This is a genomic window from Chryseobacterium sp. 2TAF14, from assembly GCF_052115105.1.
GTDB lineage: Bacteria > Bacteroidota > Bacteroidia > Flavobacteriales > Weeksellaceae > Chryseobacterium.
This window is the reverse complement of record NZ_JBFRGA010000014.1, coordinates 13,899-30,704: the sequence shown is the minus strand read 5'-3', so window position 1 is coordinate 30,704 and position 16,806 is coordinate 13,899. Positions and strand designations below refer to the sequence as shown.

19 protein-coding genes and 1 pseudogene are annotated in these 16,806 nt (G+C 34.0%); 5 read left to right on the top strand and 15 right to left on the bottom strand.

Features of this window, described 5'->3' with window-relative positions; genetic code table 11:
• The 10 genes and pseudogenes from AB4Y90_RS03390 to AB4Y90_RS03345 all read right to left on the bottom strand — a co-directional run.
• On the bottom strand, window positions 1–415 hold a 415-nt coding region (locus AB4Y90_RS03390), incomplete at its 3' end, for a DUF2971 domain-containing protein (RefSeq protein ID WP_441555969.1).
• Between the two features lie 37 nt (window positions 416–452).
• A pseudogene (locus tag AB4Y90_RS03385) lies at window positions 453–1,240 on the bottom strand (TIGR02452 family protein).
• A complete protein-coding gene (locus AB4Y90_RS03380; protein ID WP_441555967.1) occupies window positions 1,230–1,655 on the bottom strand; it encodes an ADP-ribosylation/crystallin J1 in 426 nt (141 codons plus the stop codon). The pseudogene AB4Y90_RS03385 and the gene AB4Y90_RS03380 overlap by 11 nt, the downstream one beginning before the upstream one ends.
• Before the next feature lie 323 nt (window positions 1,656–1,978).
• Entirely contained in the window at window positions 1,979–3,049 is a 1,071-nt protein-coding gene (locus tag AB4Y90_RS03375; RefSeq protein ID WP_441555966.1) for an adenylosuccinate synthetase, read from the bottom strand.
• Between the two features lie 89 nt (window positions 3,050–3,138).
• Entirely contained in the window at window positions 3,139–3,957 is an 819-nt protein-coding gene (locus AB4Y90_RS03370; protein ID WP_441555964.1) for a hypothetical protein, read from the bottom strand.
• A gap of 3 nt (window positions 3,958–3,960) precedes the next feature.
• Window positions 3,961–4,296, bottom strand: a complete 336-nt coding sequence (locus tag AB4Y90_RS03365; protein WP_441555962.1) for a hypothetical protein — start codon at window positions 4,294–4,296, stop codon at window positions 3,961–3,963.
• 70 nt (window positions 4,297–4,366) lie between these two features.
• Window positions 4,367–4,744, bottom strand: coding sequence for a 2OG-Fe(II) oxygenase (locus AB4Y90_RS03360; protein ID WP_441555961.1), 378 nt, complete (start codon window positions 4,742–4,744; stop codon window positions 4,367–4,369).
• Window positions 4,741–4,914: a hypothetical protein gene (locus AB4Y90_RS03355; RefSeq protein WP_441555959.1), complete on the bottom strand. Its 174-nt coding sequence runs from the start codon at window positions 4,912–4,914 to the stop codon at window positions 4,741–4,743. Before AB4Y90_RS03355 ends, AB4Y90_RS03360 begins: the two co-directional genes overlap by 4 nt.
• 31 nt (window positions 4,915–4,945) lie before the next feature.
• Window positions 4,946–5,488, bottom strand: a complete 543-nt coding sequence (locus AB4Y90_RS03350) for an NADAR family protein (RefSeq protein ID WP_441555957.1) — start codon at window positions 5,486–5,488, stop codon at window positions 4,946–4,948.
• Between the two features lie 172 nt (window positions 5,489–5,660).
• The gene (locus tag AB4Y90_RS03345) at window positions 5,661–6,296 is read right to left on the bottom strand and encodes an NUDIX domain-containing protein (RefSeq protein WP_441555955.1); all 636 of its coding nucleotides are present in this window, start codon (window positions 6,294–6,296) and stop codon (window positions 5,661–5,663) included.
• A 122-nt stretch (window positions 6,297–6,418) separates the two neighbouring features.
• On the opposite strand from AB4Y90_RS03345, the gene AB4Y90_RS03340 reads away from it, so the two are divergent.
• A complete protein-coding gene (locus tag AB4Y90_RS03340; protein ID WP_441555954.1) occupies window positions 6,419–7,054 on the top strand; it encodes a DUF1579 domain-containing protein in 636 nt (211 codons plus the stop codon).
• A 67-nt stretch (window positions 7,055–7,121) separates the two neighbouring features.
• Here AB4Y90_RS03340 and lepA read toward each other — a convergent pair whose 3' ends face one another.
• Window positions 7,122–8,918: a translation elongation factor 4 gene (lepA, locus tag AB4Y90_RS03335; protein WP_441555951.1), complete on the bottom strand. Its 1,797-nt coding sequence runs from the start codon at window positions 8,916–8,918 to the stop codon at window positions 7,122–7,124.
• A gap of 303 nt (window positions 8,919–9,221) precedes the next feature.
• Between lepA and AB4Y90_RS03330 the strand changes: the two genes are divergently transcribed.
• Entirely contained in the window at window positions 9,222–11,510 is a 2,289-nt protein-coding gene (locus AB4Y90_RS03330) for a GH92 family glycosyl hydrolase (protein WP_441555950.1), read from the top strand.
• 37 nt (window positions 11,511–11,547) lie between these two features.
• Here the strand turns inward: AB4Y90_RS03330 and AB4Y90_RS03325 are convergent, their stop codons facing one another.
• From AB4Y90_RS03325 to AB4Y90_RS03310, 4 genes are all read right to left on the bottom strand, one after another.
• Window positions 11,548–12,564, bottom strand: a complete 1,017-nt coding sequence (locus AB4Y90_RS03325; RefSeq protein WP_441555948.1) for a hypothetical protein — start codon at window positions 12,562–12,564, stop codon at window positions 11,548–11,550.
• Between the two features lie 95 nt (window positions 12,565–12,659).
• Window positions 12,660–13,172, bottom strand: coding sequence for a hypothetical protein (locus tag AB4Y90_RS03320; protein WP_441555946.1), 513 nt, complete (start codon window positions 13,170–13,172; stop codon window positions 12,660–12,662).
• 5 nt (window positions 13,173–13,177) lie between these two features.
• Window positions 13,178–13,906 carry a hypothetical protein gene (locus AB4Y90_RS03315; RefSeq protein WP_441555944.1) on the bottom strand — a complete coding sequence of 243 codons (729 nt, stop codon included), beginning with the start codon at window positions 13,904–13,906 and terminating at the stop codon, window positions 13,178–13,180.
• Window positions 13,907–13,924: 18 nt separating this feature from the next.
• The gene (locus AB4Y90_RS03310) at window positions 13,925–14,476 is read right to left on the bottom strand and encodes an RNA polymerase sigma factor (protein WP_441555943.1); all 552 of its coding nucleotides are present in this window, start codon (window positions 14,474–14,476) and stop codon (window positions 13,925–13,927) included.
• A gap of 153 nt (window positions 14,477–14,629) precedes the next feature.
• On the opposite strand from AB4Y90_RS03310, the gene AB4Y90_RS03305 reads away from it, so the two are divergent.
• The 3 genes from AB4Y90_RS03305 (at window position 14,630) to AB4Y90_RS03295 (ending at window position 16,775) form a co-directional block, all read left to right on the top strand.
• A complete protein-coding gene (locus tag AB4Y90_RS03305) occupies window positions 14,630–15,382 on the top strand; it encodes a Rossmann-like and DUF2520 domain-containing protein (RefSeq protein ID WP_441555941.1) in 753 nt (250 codons plus the stop codon).
• A 28-nt stretch (window positions 15,383–15,410) separates the two neighbouring features.
• Window positions 15,411–16,166 (top strand): SIMPL domain-containing protein, encoded by a 756-nt coding sequence (locus AB4Y90_RS03300; protein WP_441555939.1) that lies wholly within the window; start codon window positions 15,411–15,413, stop codon window positions 16,164–16,166.
• Between the two features lie 90 nt (window positions 16,167–16,256).
• On the top strand, window positions 16,257–16,775 hold the full coding sequence (locus tag AB4Y90_RS03295) for a KdsC family phosphatase (RefSeq protein WP_441555937.1): 519 nt from the start codon (window positions 16,257–16,259) through the stop codon (window positions 16,773–16,775).
• Window positions 16,776–16,806 lie beyond the last annotated feature (31 nt).

Here is a 16,806-nt window from a genome sequence, read left to right as displayed (position 1 = left end):
ATTCTATCTCTGTCCAAAAGCAATAATTATCATAGGGTAGAAAGCAATTTTTTGGCAATTTTATTTTAAAAAGGTCTAAATCATATTCTATGCAATATCCTTTATGTCCTTGAGCATAATGAGCCCACATTAATTCACTATTATATACTTTCGATAAACAATAAACTCCCCTACTTTGGTTTTTAGCTTGTAATGAAATTTTATTTATAGTATTACAATAAATATCCACTGCACTTTTATTTTTCCTTAGCAGACTTGTTAAAATTCCTAAACCAAATTTCAAATCTTTCAAATCAAATAAACCTTCTGAGGGATCGTTTAGACTCTCAAATTCAGAAGTCCAAATTTTAGAATTTCCAATAAATTCCAAATCTCTTTCTAAGTTATTTATTCCTTGATATCTATAAAGTTTCATACTTTAATATTTAACATAATTTCTTCAAACGGTTTTATCATTTCCTCTTTTTTCGAGAGAATCGCAAAGACCACTCTTTTAAATTTATTTTTATACTTTCCGTGAAGATGCTTTTAAATAATTCGGCAATTTCTTTCGGATCATTTTTGAAAACACCGCATCCCCAAGCTCCTAAAATCAAGGTTTCATTTCCCTGACTTAAAGCCAAAGCCAGCATTTTATCTGTTCTTACATCCATGGCTCCGAAAATTTCGCCTTCTCTTTCTGGTTCCTGACGTTTTACAGCTCCTGCATTCACTGCCGGAGAAGTAATGAAATTACACAAAACTGGCTTCGGTAACAATTCACCTTTATCTTTCCTGAAGACGGGAACTTTCGGGCTATAAATCATCATATCGGTGTAAAAACAAGACTCCATTGCACGATGGGTTACGTAATATTCCCAACCTTGAAGCAAGCTGTCATGAAGTCCGGAAGTTCTCGCCAGACTTTCTTCCTGAGCTTCAGCTCCATTGATAAAACCACCGCCAGGATTTTTTGCTGATGCAAATTCAGACACATTAGTTTTTCCTGATTTTCTTCTTCCGCTAATTGTAAAATTGCTTTTAAAGAACTGCATTTCCAGACTTCAAATTGGGTTTCAAAATTGGTTTCCGGAAGTTCGTTTTCTGTCATTTCCGATAATTTTTCGGATGAAAACAAAACGGTTTCATTGATACATGCCTCCATTTCGTTTTCTATGTTGATTTTTTCGTTGTGTTCGTTGATATAATATTTCTTGGCTAAAATATCCAATGTATCTTTTGCAATTCCTTTATTTGTCATCGTTAGTTTTTATGTTTATTAATAAATTTTCTACATCAGCATTCGCAGGTTCTTTAAAATCTTTCCCAATAAATACTTTTGTCACTTTAATATTTCCTACAATTGCTTGATTAAAAGTATCTAATTCTTCCGAAGAAACCCATAATTCATTATGATTTTTTGCGCCTACATTTTGCGAAGGATATTTATTTGCTTCTTCTTCCAACACTTCAAACTTGGTTACAAAACCTAAATAATTTCCGGCTTCGTCTTTTGTGTTCCATTTTTCTGCAATTTCGGAGGCATAATCTTCATTTAAAACAGGATAGAAAATCGGTTGCCATTCCAGTCTTGGAGGAAATTTTTTGTAATTGCTTTCGATTATTAAAATCATTTCTTTTTCTCCGACAGGTCTGTATAAGGTTTTTGTTTTCATGGTTGTGCTTTTTTATATTTTTAATTGATTTTTAACGCAAAGTCCACAAAGGTTTTTTGCTAATAATTCTGTTGATTTTTTAAGCTCGCAAAGGCGTTCTACTTAATAAAGCTCGCATAGAGTTTTTCCATCATTTAATCATTTTATTGAAAATCATAAACACTCGATTATTTGATTTTTATTTTACCTAAATTTAGACACTTTTCAATGTTTTTTAATGTTCCGCTTTTTCTGGCTAAAGCCTTCGGATTTTTTCATTGTAAAAATGGGCTAAAGCCCATTCCTATTGATGAAATGAACTGATTATATTTAATTATTTTTAGTTAATCAATTCTTTTAAAATCTTTAGAATAAGGAGAAAAAGAACCAAAAACGGCATCAAATTTTACATTTAGATTTTCTAATTTCAATTTTTCATCTGATTGATCCAGACAAGTCACCACCAGATTTTTCTTTTGAGCAACAACATAAACTTCGTCAACTTTCAACGCATAATTCAACAAATCATAATCCAAATCCCCGAAACGCAGATCCTTTTGATATTCATTAAAAGTACAGGTTTCTTCCTGATTATTTTTCAATGGCAGCGATTTTTCATTGCTCATCCATCCGCTTCCGTGGCGTGTTGAGTAACATCTTGTCACGTAAAACATTTCGATATCTTCAATTTTTAAAAACTGACAGATCTCAAACGCATTTTTTGAAGTGGTGTTGGCATAAGTCACATTCGGAAAAACACCATGATCCATATCCAGTAAAATTCCCTGACTTCCTTCAAAAATAAGATGATTAAATGATTTTAAATACTCATAACCTTCTATTTTCCAATTTATTTTATCAACAGCTTCTAAAAAATCCTGCAAAGCTGTTTCAATTTCTTCTCCTTTATCAAAACCGTAATAATTGGCGATTCCTTTTAATTTTTCGATCAGCATCGTTCTTGGAGCAATTAAATCCACTGCAAATAATTTAAACGGACTTTCATTTCTTTTCATCGTAGCTCCGACTCCTTTTCCACAGGTTCCGTGTTCCAAATTTTTGACATTTTTCCTGTTGTATAAAACATCAAAAGGCGTTGTTACTTTTGCTAACGGATGAATAATCAATTCAATATTTCCATTTTTTTGAATTAATTCTTCTCTTTCGTTGAACAGAAAAGTCGGATAAATTGTGCAATGTTCCGTAAAATACGAAGGCAAACCACGTAGCGCACCACTTGCAAAGCTGGAATGAACGTGCTTTTCATCATCAGTCATCACTGTATGCGCCGCCTGTTGACCTCCCGAAAACCGAATAACTACAGACTCAGGATGCTGCTGAGCCAAAAAATCGGTGGTAATGCCTTTGCCCTCGTCCCCAAATCCTAAGCCTATAATTATTTGTGCTGTTTTCATTTTTTAATACATTTGAATATTATCTAATCCTTTTAAATCTGTTGCTTTTGTAAATCAGTCTTTAAATTTACTACAAACAACCTCTTTAATTACTTTCGGAACATCTCTGTAATCTTCGATTGACAAACAACCTCTTTAATTACTTTCGGAACATCTCTGTAATCTTCGATTGACAAACAATTCTGTCCCAACAGATCTTTCCAACCTTTATCTGCATTTACGGCTTGTCCTGAATGTAAAACGCTGATGTGAAAAACTTCATATTTCTTTTGAGCTTCTGCTAATAATTCTGTGTGCTTGAAAGTTTGTTGTCCAGTTCCCATAATTTCTCTGATCGCAGAAGCAGGAAGTGTTTTCAGACAAGGTTCGTCACCTATTGTGAACAATAATCCTTTCTGATTTCTCTTTTCAAAAGCATCCGTTCTTGTATGAAAAGCGGCAAAATACCAAGCCAACAAATAACTTTCACCCGCATTTCCACCACCTCCAGATTCGATGTAAGTTCTTGTTAACCACATATCAAGCTCTTCATCTCCGGATTCAAACTGACCGACCTGCAACGGATAACCATCGCATTCATGATCGCCAATTCCTAAAAACAAAAGAGCCGGATCAGAAACTCCACCCTGGATAATTCCGCCCATCAATTTTGGCAATCCTTCCTGTATCAAATCATAAGGAATATGTCCCATACTTCCCGTCACATCAAGCCCTAAAATAATAGGAACTGAATTCGGATGAACTGAAGAATCTCTTGATTCTCTGAAAGTAATACCGTGCGGATTCATCGATTTGTGTGCTTTTCTTTTTGCATTCTGCGTGAAAATTTCACTGGCAGATTTTGTTGCATATCCTGCTTTTCTTGCTCTGTCAAAACGAGCGTCCATGTCGTATCTTGTACTTCCCATAACTTAATATTTTTTTCCAAATAAATATTCAAATCTGTTTCTTGTTAATTCCAATTGAATATTTAAATTTCTGATTGTTAATGATAATTCTATGTCTTTCTGAACGAATGCTTCCGGCTGAAAATCAGCGAATATCAAACTGTTTTTGTCTAAAGGACTGATGTCGATCAAGCCTTCCTGCTCTCTTTCCAGTCTTTTAATTTTCAGTTCGATATCTTCTACTCTCCGCCTGTAAATCAGCGCTGCATCTTCTCCGATAATTCGGGCACGGTCTTCTCTTATCTGGTCATTATTTCTTTGTAATGACTCGATGAATCTGGGTTTTAAGTCTTCTTCCATAATTCATTTTATTTTGTGTTGATTTTACGCTAATTTAAAACTTCATGGTTTTGCTTTAATTCTTTTCGAATTATTTTTTTGAGTACATTACATCTGTTCTCAAAACGTACTTTAAACCACTGATTAAAGTTTTTCCTTCATGTCTCAAAGGATGGTAAAAAACCAATGCAGAGCCTTTCTTTGGAGCAACAGTGAATAAACTTTCGAATTCTGTTTCTCCGCCTTCAAAATCATCATTAAGATAAATCAAAAAGGTGTAAAAACTTTTCTCGTTTTCATTTCTGATGTAACTTCCGTCCCGATGCATTTTGAATCTCTGTCCTGAAGAATATTTATAAATTCTGAACATTTCATTAAAATCCAAAACCTGATAATCTTCGTGGGTTTGAGGAAGAAATTTAACTGCTTTTTGAAAAAGATTTTCTGCCAAATTGTTATCAAAAATCATGAGTCTGTCATTGTTTCGAACTTCTTTACTCTCATTTGTCGACCTCCCATATTGATTTTAGCTTCTTCAAAGACTTTATCTTTGGTCTGTTCAATATAATGATCACATTGTTCATCAGTCAGAAAATTCTCAATTATGAAAATTTGCGGGTGTAATCCTGTCTTTTTCATGAGTAATACTTTGTGTTTGATTATTGTGTTTTTACCCTCTTAATTCGTCTCTTACTTCCATTAAAGCAAATCCCAACAGGTTTTCTCCATTCCATTGCTGTGGATTTTCCGTTTTTGGATCCGTTTCCAACATTCCAATTCCCCAAATTGTATCGTAAGGACTGGCCTCAACTAAAATTTTATCTTCTGTGGAAAGTAAATATTCTTTAAGCCCTTCATTTTGAGAGAACTTCAAAAAATTTCCTTGCTTTACGATTTCATATTTATGTTCATTCCAAAGTTTCGGATCAAAGTTTTTGACTTTTCTGCCTAAGCTTTTAGCTTGATTTGGTGTTGCTGCATTTAAAATTTTTTCTAAAATTTCTTCATCATTAAATAATTTCGCTTTCCCAGCCATCATATAATGTTCGGCAGTTTTATAAACGATTCCGTTTTCGTGAAATTCAAATGGAAACCACTGACTGAAACACGCTTTTGTAATTTCGTCCTTTACGGTATGTCCCCAAAAGAACAGAAATTTTATTTTTTCTTTTCTTTGAAATCTTTCAACAGTATTTTGTAAGGTATATTTCATTATTGCGTTATTTTTACACAAATTTAAAAGAATATAATTTTAGTATCCAAATTAATTTGCGTTAATTTTACTCTAAAGTGTTTAATTTATTGATTTTCAGTAATTAAAATTTATTTTCTTTAAACACGAATGACACAAATGTTTTTCACAAATGACACAATTTTGATTGCTTTTAAGTTTTGGCTAAAGCCAATTTGATACCTTCTTTTTTAAGATTATCGGTTTCATTAAGCAAGCCGTAGCTCATGATTTTTTTACGGAAATTCCGGCGGTCGATTTCTTTGCCAACGATTGTTTTATAGAGGTTTTCAAGTTCTGAAAAAACAAATTCTTCACTCAGAAGATTGAAACCGATTGGCTGATATTGGATTTTTGTACGAAGTCTTTTTAAAGCAATATCAATAATTGTCTGATGATCAAAAGCCAGTTTCGGAAGCTGGTTTACACTAAACCATTGCGCCTCATCCGCATCAGAATCTGCAAACAACTCGTGATAAGAAGGATTGACAAGCCCCAAATAAGCTACAGAAACCACTCTGTTACGCGGATCACGGCCAACATTCCCAAAAGTATAAAGTTGTTCCAAAAAATCGGGCTTTATACCTGCTTCTTCGTGGAGCTCCCTTTTTACGGCATCATCCAGATTTTCATTATCTAAAACCAATCCACCGGGAAGCGCCCAACCTCCTTTGAAAGGTTCAATATTTCTTTTTATCAGCAAAAGCTGAAGATCTTTTTTATCAAAATATCCGAAAATAACGGCGTCGACAGCAACTTTTATATCCTGTAATTTTTTTGGAGAATTCATAAATTGATTTGCGTTACGAGTACACAAAAATAACAATTAGAAACTTTAATCTCAACATTAAAAAATAATTTTTCGGATTATATTTTTTATTACATTTATAAACTTCTTAAAACTAAACAATTATGAAAAATTTATTCTTTGCAGCCTGTACTGCTCTTTTGTTTATCGCATGTGATAAAACAAAAATCGATGTAAAAACTTCATCAGAAAAAGACTCTGTAACCACTGAAGAGTGGAAACCTGTAGATTCGGCAACCGCAACAAAAGCCTGGATGGATTTTGCAACTCCGGGAGAAATGCAGAAAATGATTGCCAAAGCCGACGGAAACTGGATCGGAGAAACCACAATGTGGATGGAAAACGGCGGACAACCTATGATGAGCAAATCTGAAGCAACAAACAAAATGATGTTTGATGGACGCTACCAAATGAGTACCCACAAAGGAAATATGATGGGAATGCCTTTTGAAGGTGTAAGTATTTTAGGGTATGATAAYGCTAAAAAGAAGTTTGTAAGCACATGGATCGACAATATGGGAACCGGAATTATGAATATGGAAGGCGATTGGAATCCATCAACAAAATCAATTGAATTTAAAGGAAAAATGACCGATCCTACAAGACCCGGAAAAGACTGTAATGTAAGGGAAATTTTCACTTTTATTGACGACAATACTCAAAAAATGGAAATGTATGCTCCCGATGCAAAGACAGGAAAAGAATTTAAAACAATGGAAATTAAATTTACCAGAAAATAATAAAAATTCTAAACAAAAGCCGCAGAAAATTTCTGCGGCTTTTTTATTTTAAAATGCATCGATGATGCTAGTCATTCAGCTTCAAAACAGCCATAAATGCTGATTGCGGAACTTCTACTCTACCAATTTGCTTCATTTTTTTCTTACCTTCTTTCTGCTTCTCAAGAAGTTTTCTCTTTCTTGAAATATCACCACCATAACATTTTGCGGTAACGTCTTTTCTTAAAGCTTTAATGGTTTCTCTCGCAATAACTTTCGCTCCCAAAGCAGCCTGAACAGCAATATCAAACTGTTGTCTCGGAATTAGCTCACGAAGTTTTTCACACATTCTTTTACCAATGTAATATGCATTAGAATCGTGAATCAATGAAGATAAAGCATCTACCATATCTCCGTTGATCAGGATATCCATTTTTACTAATTTAGAAGCACGCATTCCGATTGGTGAGTAATCGAATGAAGCATATCCTTTAGAAATAGATTTTAAACGATCATAAAAGTCAAAAACAACTTCTGCCAAAGGCATATTGAAAGTCAATTCTACTCTATCTGCAGTCAGATAACTTTGGTTAACAATTTCACCTCTTTTCTCAATACATAGTGTCATTACAGCCCCAACGAAATCTGATTTTGTAATAATAGAAGCTTTTATATAGGGCTCTTCTACTCTATCCAAAAGATTGGGATCAATCATTTCAGACGGGTTGTTGATCAAAATTGGAGTATCTGGTTCTTTTTTAGAAAATCCGTGGTAGGAAACGTTGGGAACCGTGGTAATCACGTTCATATTAAACTCTCTCTCTAAACGTTCCTGAACGATTTCCATGTGAAGCATACCCAAGAATCCGCAACGGAAACCAAAACCTAATGCTGCAGAACTTTCAGGCTCGAAAACCAAAGAAGCATCATTTAATCTTAATTTTTCCAATGAAAATCTTAGTTCTTCAAAATCTTCAGATTCTATAGGATAAATTCCAGCAAAAACCATTGGCTTTACTTCTTCAAAACCATCAATTGGTGCTTCTGCAGGATTTACAAAAGAGGTAATCGTATCCCCTACTTTTACTTCTCGTGCGTCTTTAATTCCCGAAATAAGATAACCTACATCACCACATTCTATTGTTTTTTTAGGAACCTGTTTTAGTTTTAAAGTTCCTACTTCATCTGCACCATATTCTTTTCCTGTTGCGAAGAATTTAATTTTTTCGTTTTTAGAAATACTTCCATTTACGATTTTAAAATAAGCTTCAATCCCCCTAAAAGGATTATACACTGAGTCAAAAATCAATGCCTGAAGCGGCGCTTTAGGATCTCCAACCGGTGGCGGAACTCTTTTCACAATTTCTTCCAATAATTCGTGAACTCCTTCTCCTGTTTTTCCGGAAACTCTTAGAACATCTTCGTATTTACATCCCAGAAGTCCCATAATTTCGTCGGTAACTTCTTCAGGATTTGCAGACGGAAGGTCTATTTTATTAAGAATCGGAATAATTTCCAGATCATTTTCTAAAGCTAAATATAAATTACTAATCGTCTGTGCCTGAATACTTTGTGCAGCATCTACAATTAAAAGAGCACCTTCACAAGCAGCAATAGAACGCGAAACTTCGTAAGAAAAATCTACGTGTCCCGGTGTATCAATAAGATTTAAGATATATTTTTCGCCATTAAGCTCATAATCCATCTGGATGGCGTGAGATTTTATGGTAATCCCACGTTCTTTTTCCAAATCCATATCATCTAGCGTCTGAGATTGCAATTCTCGTTGAGTCACCGTATTGGTGTACTCCAAAAGACGATCCGCCAAAGTACTTTTACCGTGGTCGATATGAGCGATTATGCAAAAATTTCGTATGTTTTTCATTTAAGAACTATGTAATTTGCAAAGATAATAAAATGCAAGAGATTTTCTTGTTCTTAATTTTAAATCTAATGTAAACACGAATAGCACAAATTTTTACCACTAAAATACAAAGCCTTAGATTTAATTTAAACCATTAAGATTTTGGTTAAGAAGTTTAGAATATTTAAGGTGGCTTCGCTTTTAGCAGCTGCACGTAATTAACCTTAATAATTTAAATGGTCTTAATCGTTCAAAAACTTTAATCTCAAATCCGTGTAATTTGTGATATTATTAATGATATTTGTGTTTAAATTATTTTAACCTATGAAAAAAGTTTTTTTGCTCCTTTTCATTATTTCATTTTCTCAATTTCAATCGCAGTGGATTGAAAAAGCACCTCAAAATCCGGAAGAATTTGTAAATCCGTTGATCGGCTCGCTTTCAAAGCCTTCTCTATCAAACGGAAACACGTATCCTGCAGTTGCAGTTCCTCACGGAATGAATTTGTGGACCCCACAAACCGGGAAAAATGGAAACGGATGGCAATATACTTATGATGCCGATAAAATAAGAGGAATAAAACAAACGCATCAACCTTCACCGTGGATGAACGATTATGGAATGTTTTCAATTATGCCGATCACAGGGAAAATGCGTTTTAGTGAAGATGAAAGAGCAAGCTGGTTTTCTCATAAATCGGAAGTTTCAAAGCCTTATTATTACAGTGTTTATTTAGCAGATCATAATGTAACGGCAGAACTTACTCCGACAGAAAGGGCTGCTCAAATACGCTTAACTTATCCTGATTCTGAAGATTCCTGGTTTGTAATTGATGCTTTTGATAAAGGTTCGAACATAAAAATTATTCCTTCTCAAAATAAAATTACAGGTTATTCAACAAGATATTCACGAGGAAAACTGACCAATTTCAAAAACTATTTTGTGATTTATGCCGATAAGCCTTTTACAAAATATGCTGCTTGGAAAGATAAAGATTTTGTAAAAGACGCTTTGGAAATTACAGGAGATCATTGCGGTGCTGTGGTTGGCTTTGCTACTAAAAAAGGCGAAAAAGTAAATTTGAAAGTAGCTTCTTCTTTCATTAGCTTAGAACAGGCAGAATTAAATTTACATAGGGAACTCAGCAAAGATTCATTTAATGAAACTTTAAATAAAGCAAAATTAGCCTGGAACGAAAAATTAAAAAAAGTAGAAGTTGCCGGCGGAACCATCGATCAAATGAGAACTTTCTATTCTTCGTTGTACAGAATGCTTTGTTTTCCGCATAAAATGTATGAGATCAATAAAGCTGGTGAAGTGGTTCATTACAGTCCGTATTCCGGGAAAATTGAAGCAGGTTATCGTTTTGCAGGAACCGGTTTTTGGGATACTTTCCGAGCGCTCTACCCTTTCTTAAATCTAGTTTATCCAAGCATCAATGTTGAAATGCAGAAAGGATTGATTAATGATTATAAAGAAGGCGGTTGGTTACCGGAATGGTCAAGTCCGTCGTATTCTGATATTATGATCGGAAATAATTCGGCTTCGGTGGTTGCAGATGCTTATTTGAAAGGTTTAAGAGGTTATGATATTGAAACATTGTATCAGGCTTTACTTCATGGTGCTAATAATGAAGGTCCGCAAGCAACAGGAAGATTAGGAATTGAATATTATAAAAAATTAGGCTACGTTCCATATGATGTAAAAATCAATGAAAATGCGGCGAGAACTTTGGAATATGCTTATGATGACTTTGCAATCGCACAGCTCGGAAAAGCTTTAGGAAAACCGGAATCTGAATGGAAAGAATATTACAGACGTTCTCAAAATTTCAAGAAAATGATCGATCCCGAAACAAAACTGGCGCGTGGAAGAAATCAGGACGGAAGTTTTCAGGCTCCTTTTAATCCTTTTAAATGGGGAGATGCGTTTACAGAAGGAAATTCATGGCATTATACATGGTCAGTTTTTCAGGAYATTGAAGGCTTGGCAAAATTAATGGGCGGAAGAAAAGAGTTTTCAAAAAAATTAGATCAGATTTTTGAATTGCCACCGATTTATGATAATTCTTATTATGGTTCAACAATCCATGAAACTCAGGAAATGGTAAACGCGAATATGGGACAATATGCCCATGGAAATCAGCCTGCCCAACATATTATTTATTTATACAATTATTCCGGAGAGCCTTGGAAAACACAATATTGGGTTCGTGAAACGATGAATCGATTGTATCAACCGACTCCCGATGGATATTGCGGTGATGAAGATAACGGACAAACTTCGGCGTGGTATATTTTTTCGACACTTGGTTTTTATCCTGTAACTCCTGCAACGGATCAGTATGTTTTGGGAGCTCCTTTGTTTAAAAATGCTAAAATTCATTTAGAAAACGGGAAAACAATTGAAATTAAAGCTGATAAAAACAATGATGAAAATCGTTACGTCAATTCATTAAAATTTAACGGAAAAAAATATTCTAAGAACTGGCTAAGTCATTCAGAATTAATGAAAGGTGCAACGCTGAAGTTTGATATGACTTCACAACCAAATAAAGAGCGAGGAACGGATGAAAAAGATTTTCCTTACTCTTATTCTACTGATAGAAAATAAAAATGAGAGACTTTCGGGTCTCTCATTTTGTTGTAATTTATTCATCCTGAAAATCATACTCTCCAGTTAAAGGATCTATGTAAATTTCTTCTTTACCTTCATTTTTCATTTTCTTTTGTTTAGCAGCCTGGTCAATGGTTCCTGCAACTGCGCCTATTAAACCAAACATTCCGTAAGTACTGCTGTATTGCGCCGGAAAAATATATCCTCTGTTTGCTATGATGTAAAATCCATTTTCATTTTTATTCATTTCTATGAAACCGGACATTGTTTTTTTGTACGCTTTGCCGTTTTCTACATAAGCAAACATTTTATAAGCAGCAATTCTATCTTTTTTTCCGTTTTCTGTTTTTATTGCTTTTGTTACTTCCCCTTTATCGTTTTTTTCGAGAACATAATTTCCTTCTGCAGGAGTTTGATTAAAAAAGGAAGTAAAATCTAAATACACTCCATCTTTTAATTGTTCATTTTTAAAAGCCTGGTAATTATTTTTCGTATATGATTCATAATCAGAAAGATCATTTAATGTTACCGCATTTTGAATAGGCTCCAAAGTATAGGCTTTCTTTATAAAAACAGAAAAAACCGTGGGAATATTTTTCACCATTAATTCTGAAACTTCTTTATCATAAAAGGCAAAAGCGGTATCTTTTTTATACAAAAACTTATATTGATCGCCTTCTTTTTGGAACAATTGGGCAGAAAAATCCATTTTCCCGTGTGTTTTCTTTCCCTCAGTTTCACCTGTAGAAAGTTTTAACCTTTTTAAAATAAGAACCAATTCGTTCTTTCCTGATAAAGAATTTCCCCTGTCGTACCAAACTCTGAAGTCATTTTCCGGAGTTGTAGGAAAAACCACTTCTTTCATTTCTTTATTTTCACCAAAAGGTATTGTCCCGATTGATCGATCTTCTCTTTGGTCTAAAACTTTGAATCCTTTGTAAGTAATGTCGTCAAACCTTGTAATATTTCCTCTAAACTTAATTGCTTCTTTTGCCTGAGAAAATGATAAGATTGCCGTAAAACACAATACGATCTGAAATATTTTTTTCATCTCTTTTTTTCCTGCAAAAATAGGCTTTTTCTTAAAAAATTAAACGACCCTTACAATAAATTGCAAGGGTCGTCCAACATTAAAAAAATAAACTATTATGGAGTTTGCCTCGTTCCTGAAGCACTCTTTTTCTTTCCGTGAGGTTTTCTTTCATTCATCTTATCTCTCATCATTCCTTCAGACTGAAAAAGCTTCAGGACTTTCTGACAAGGAATTACGGTCTGCATCTTTTCAGCATACTTTTTTCTGTTGTCGAATAGTTTTTGCCCTACCTCAAAACTTTGCTGAAGCTTTACTTTTGCTTCTTCTTCCGTAAGTTTTTCGGGATCAAAATTTGAATCGAACTGACTTTTTATCTTTTTCTGATTATCTAAATACTCGTTGTACATTGCAGTAAATTCTGCTTTATCCTGTGGTGCAACATCAAGCATATCAATAACCATATTGTTTCTGAACTGGGTAAGAAGTGCTTTTCTTTCATCCGGCGAAAGATTGTTTATTACCTCTTTTCTCTGATCTGGATTCATTTTCTTCCAATCATACTCCTTGATTTGGGCATTGAAGCCAAAACCTGAGATCATAAAAAGTATAAATAATATCTTTTTCATCTTTCTTAATTATATAAATCTAAATAAACATCCTGATTAGAATTGTTTGCCAATTCTGCTATTTCCGAATTGGTAAGCGATTCCAAATATTCATTCATTTCGATTTCATTTGCAGTTTTTGCTGCTTTTTTATTCTGGTTTGCCGGAGTATTTTTATTAATAACCTGTGAAACCATAGGTTTTATATCTGTTTGTTTTTCAATTCTTTGATTCTGATTTTCAACCGAAGTTAAATCTGACGCTAAAGTTTCGTAAGCCAACTGGCTTTCTTTTTTAGGAGTCGTTCTGTTATCAGCATAATTAATAACCTGATCTCCATTCATTGAAGAATCTGAATCTGAATTTAAATTATAAACAAAAGTCGACCCAAAAATAAGCGCTAAAGATGCCGCTGCAGCATATCTCCAATTCAGTTTAAAAACAGGAGCTTTACGCTCAGCTCTTATCTCACTCAACACTCTGTCCTGAATGTTTTCAAACATATGTTCAGGTACTTTGTAAACGTTTTTGCGATCTAATTTTTCCAGATCGAAATCCTGCACTTTATTTAGAACTCTTTCCTGAACAGTTTCAAACATAGTTTCAGAAACTTTATAGATGTTTTTGCGTTCTAAATTATCCAGATCAAAATCTTTCACTCCGCTCAACACCTTTTCCTGAATATTTTCAAACATATTCTCAGGAACTTTGTAAATGTTTTTGCGTTCTAAATTATCTAGATCAAAATTTTTCATGTTTTGTTTTCTCAAAAATTATCTCTCGTAATTTTCTTTGATATATTCTTCTATTTTTTGTTTGGCGTAATGATAATTCGTCTTTAAAGTTCCTACCGACATATCAACTATTTTTGATATTTCTTCGTAGGGTAAATCATCATAATACCGCATCATAAATACCAGTTTCTGCTTTTCGGGCAGGCTTTGTATGGCTCTTTGTAAAAAAATCTGTATTTCTTCTGCATCATTGTCGATGTTATCGGCAACCAGATTCTGCATATAATATTCAGGATCTTCATCGGTTTTCTGCATTTTTTTCAGCTTATTTATTTGCTGCAAAGCTTCATTGGTTGCGATTCTGTACAACCAGGTATAAAGCTGGCTGTCATTTTTAAACTGATGAAAATTTTGATATGCTTTTATAAATGTTTCCTGCAAAGTATCCTGAGCAAGGTCTGCATCTACAATAATACGTCTGATATGCCAATATAATCTACTCTGATAAGCATCCATCAACACCCGAATACCTTTTTCAAGTGTCCGTGGGTTTTGCATCAGCGCAATAATTTCTGCGTCTTTAATCTTCATAAGATGCTTTCATTGTTTTGGATTACAAAAATATCTAAAAGTTAAATTACTTATTCAATTTTTGTGCTATAATTTAGCTTCTTAACAATAAAAGATAAAAAACATCCATCATCCAACTTCCATCACCCCAGTAAAAATATTTATCTTTGTTTCATGCAAACAGTCATTATCGGATCCGGGAATGTAGCCTATCATCTGGCAAAAGCCTTCGTTCAGAACGGGATTTCTTTAGCCCAGATTTTTGGAAGAAATGAAAAAGAACTTCAGAAAATTTCTGCGGAATTAAATATTCCTTATTCTTCAGAAAAACTTGAGGATGCAGATTTATATATTATTTGCGTAAGCGATAATTCGGTAGAAAATGTTTCTAAAATTATCTCTAAAAAAGATTGTCTTGTGGCTCATACTTCTGGCTCGCTTCCAAAAGAAATTCTTGCAGGGGAGTACAGGAAATCAAGCTTTTATCCTTTACAGACATTTTCTAAAACTAAAAACTTAGATTATAAAAAAATTCCTTTTTTTATTGAAACTGAAAACACGGAAGACCAAAAAATTTTAAGCGAATTGGCTTCAAGAATTTCAGATAATGTAATGGAAAGTACGCACGAAAAGAGAAAATATATTCATTTGACCGCAGTTTTTGCCTGTAATTTTGTGAATCATCTTTTTGCAAGAGCTAAAGAAATTTCAGATGCTCAGGAAATTCCATTCGATTATTTTTTACCGTTAATTAATGAAACGGTTGAGAAAATTTACGAAATCGATCCGAAATCTGCCCAAACCGGACCTGCCGTAAGAAACGACAAAAGAGTTTTGGAGCTGCACGAACAGCTTCTAAAAGATGAAAGTCTGGAAATTTATAAAACGATAAATCATTCCATAAAAAAAATGTATCAATTGCCATAAAGTTTTAACTTTGAGGAAAACAGAAAAAATGAATACAAACATTATTCGTTCCCTCATCATTGGAGCAGCAATCGTTATTACGGCTTTCATCTTAGGTTCAAGCTTTAAAAACAGAAATTTAAAACAAGATACTATTTCGGTTACTGGTCTTGGCTCCAAAGATTTTATTTCAGACGAAATAAGTTGGAACGGAAGTTTTGATGCAAGTGCGATGGATGCAAAAGAAGCTTACAATCTGATTTCACAAGACAAAGAAAAAGTAAAAACATTTTTCTACAGCAAAGGTTTCAAAGCAGGTGAGTTTGCTTTTGGCGGAGTAAATTTTTCGAGATCTTACCGTACAGTGACCACAAAAGAAGCAGACGGATCAGAAAAATCTGAAGATATTTTTGATGGATATAAAGCTACCCAAAGTGTATTTTTCAGAGCTAAGAAAAATCCAACTTTAATGAAGAAAATTGAAAGTGTAATTGATAAAACTGCCGAACTCATCAACAGTGGAGTACAGTTTGAGCCATCTTCAGCTCAATATACTTATTCTGATCTTTCTTCATTAAAGCACAGCTTGATTGAACAAGGCTCAAAAGATGCGAGAGAAAGAGCAGAAAAAATTGTAAAAAGCGCAGACGGAGATTTAGGAAAACTGAAAGATGCTTCGATGGGAGTTTTTCAGATTACGGCAAAAGGTTCTACGGATGAAGACAGTTATGGAGGAAATTTTGATACTTCAAGCAAAGAAAAATCAGCGAGAATTACGGTAAGACTTACGTATAATCTTGATTAAAATAATTTATTAATAAAAAAACAACAAGAGATTAGTAAATGCGATTGATTTGAATATTTATCAGTTATCATTTATCAATCATTAATTAAAATGAGTTATAAAGAGAAATTAAAAGATATAAAAGCATTTGTATTTGATGTAGACGGTGTTTTTACCGACGGAAGCGTTTATCTGATGCCCGGCGGAAATATGAGCAGAGTGATGAATGTTCTGGACGGATATGCCGTTGTAAAAGCTTTAAAAAACGATTACCTGATTGGCGTAATTACAGGAGGAAATGACGAAATGGTAAGACACAGAATCAATTATTTGGGCATTCAGGATTACTATGCAAAATCTCATGATAAGATGATCGATTATGAAGATTTCAAGAAAAAATATAAGCTTAAAAACGATCAGATTTTAACGATGGGAGATGACCTTCCTGATCTTCACATGATGCAGAATTCGGCGATTGCAACCTGCCCTGAAAATGCCGTTCCGGAAATTAAAGGAATTGCAGATTATATTTCGCAAACAAAAGGCGGGAGCGGGGCAGTACGCGATGTGATCGAGCAGGTAATGAAAGTCCAGGGAAAATGGCATGATGATAATACGCAGTCTGTATAAGAGAGAATAGAAAAAATATAAAAGACTTACA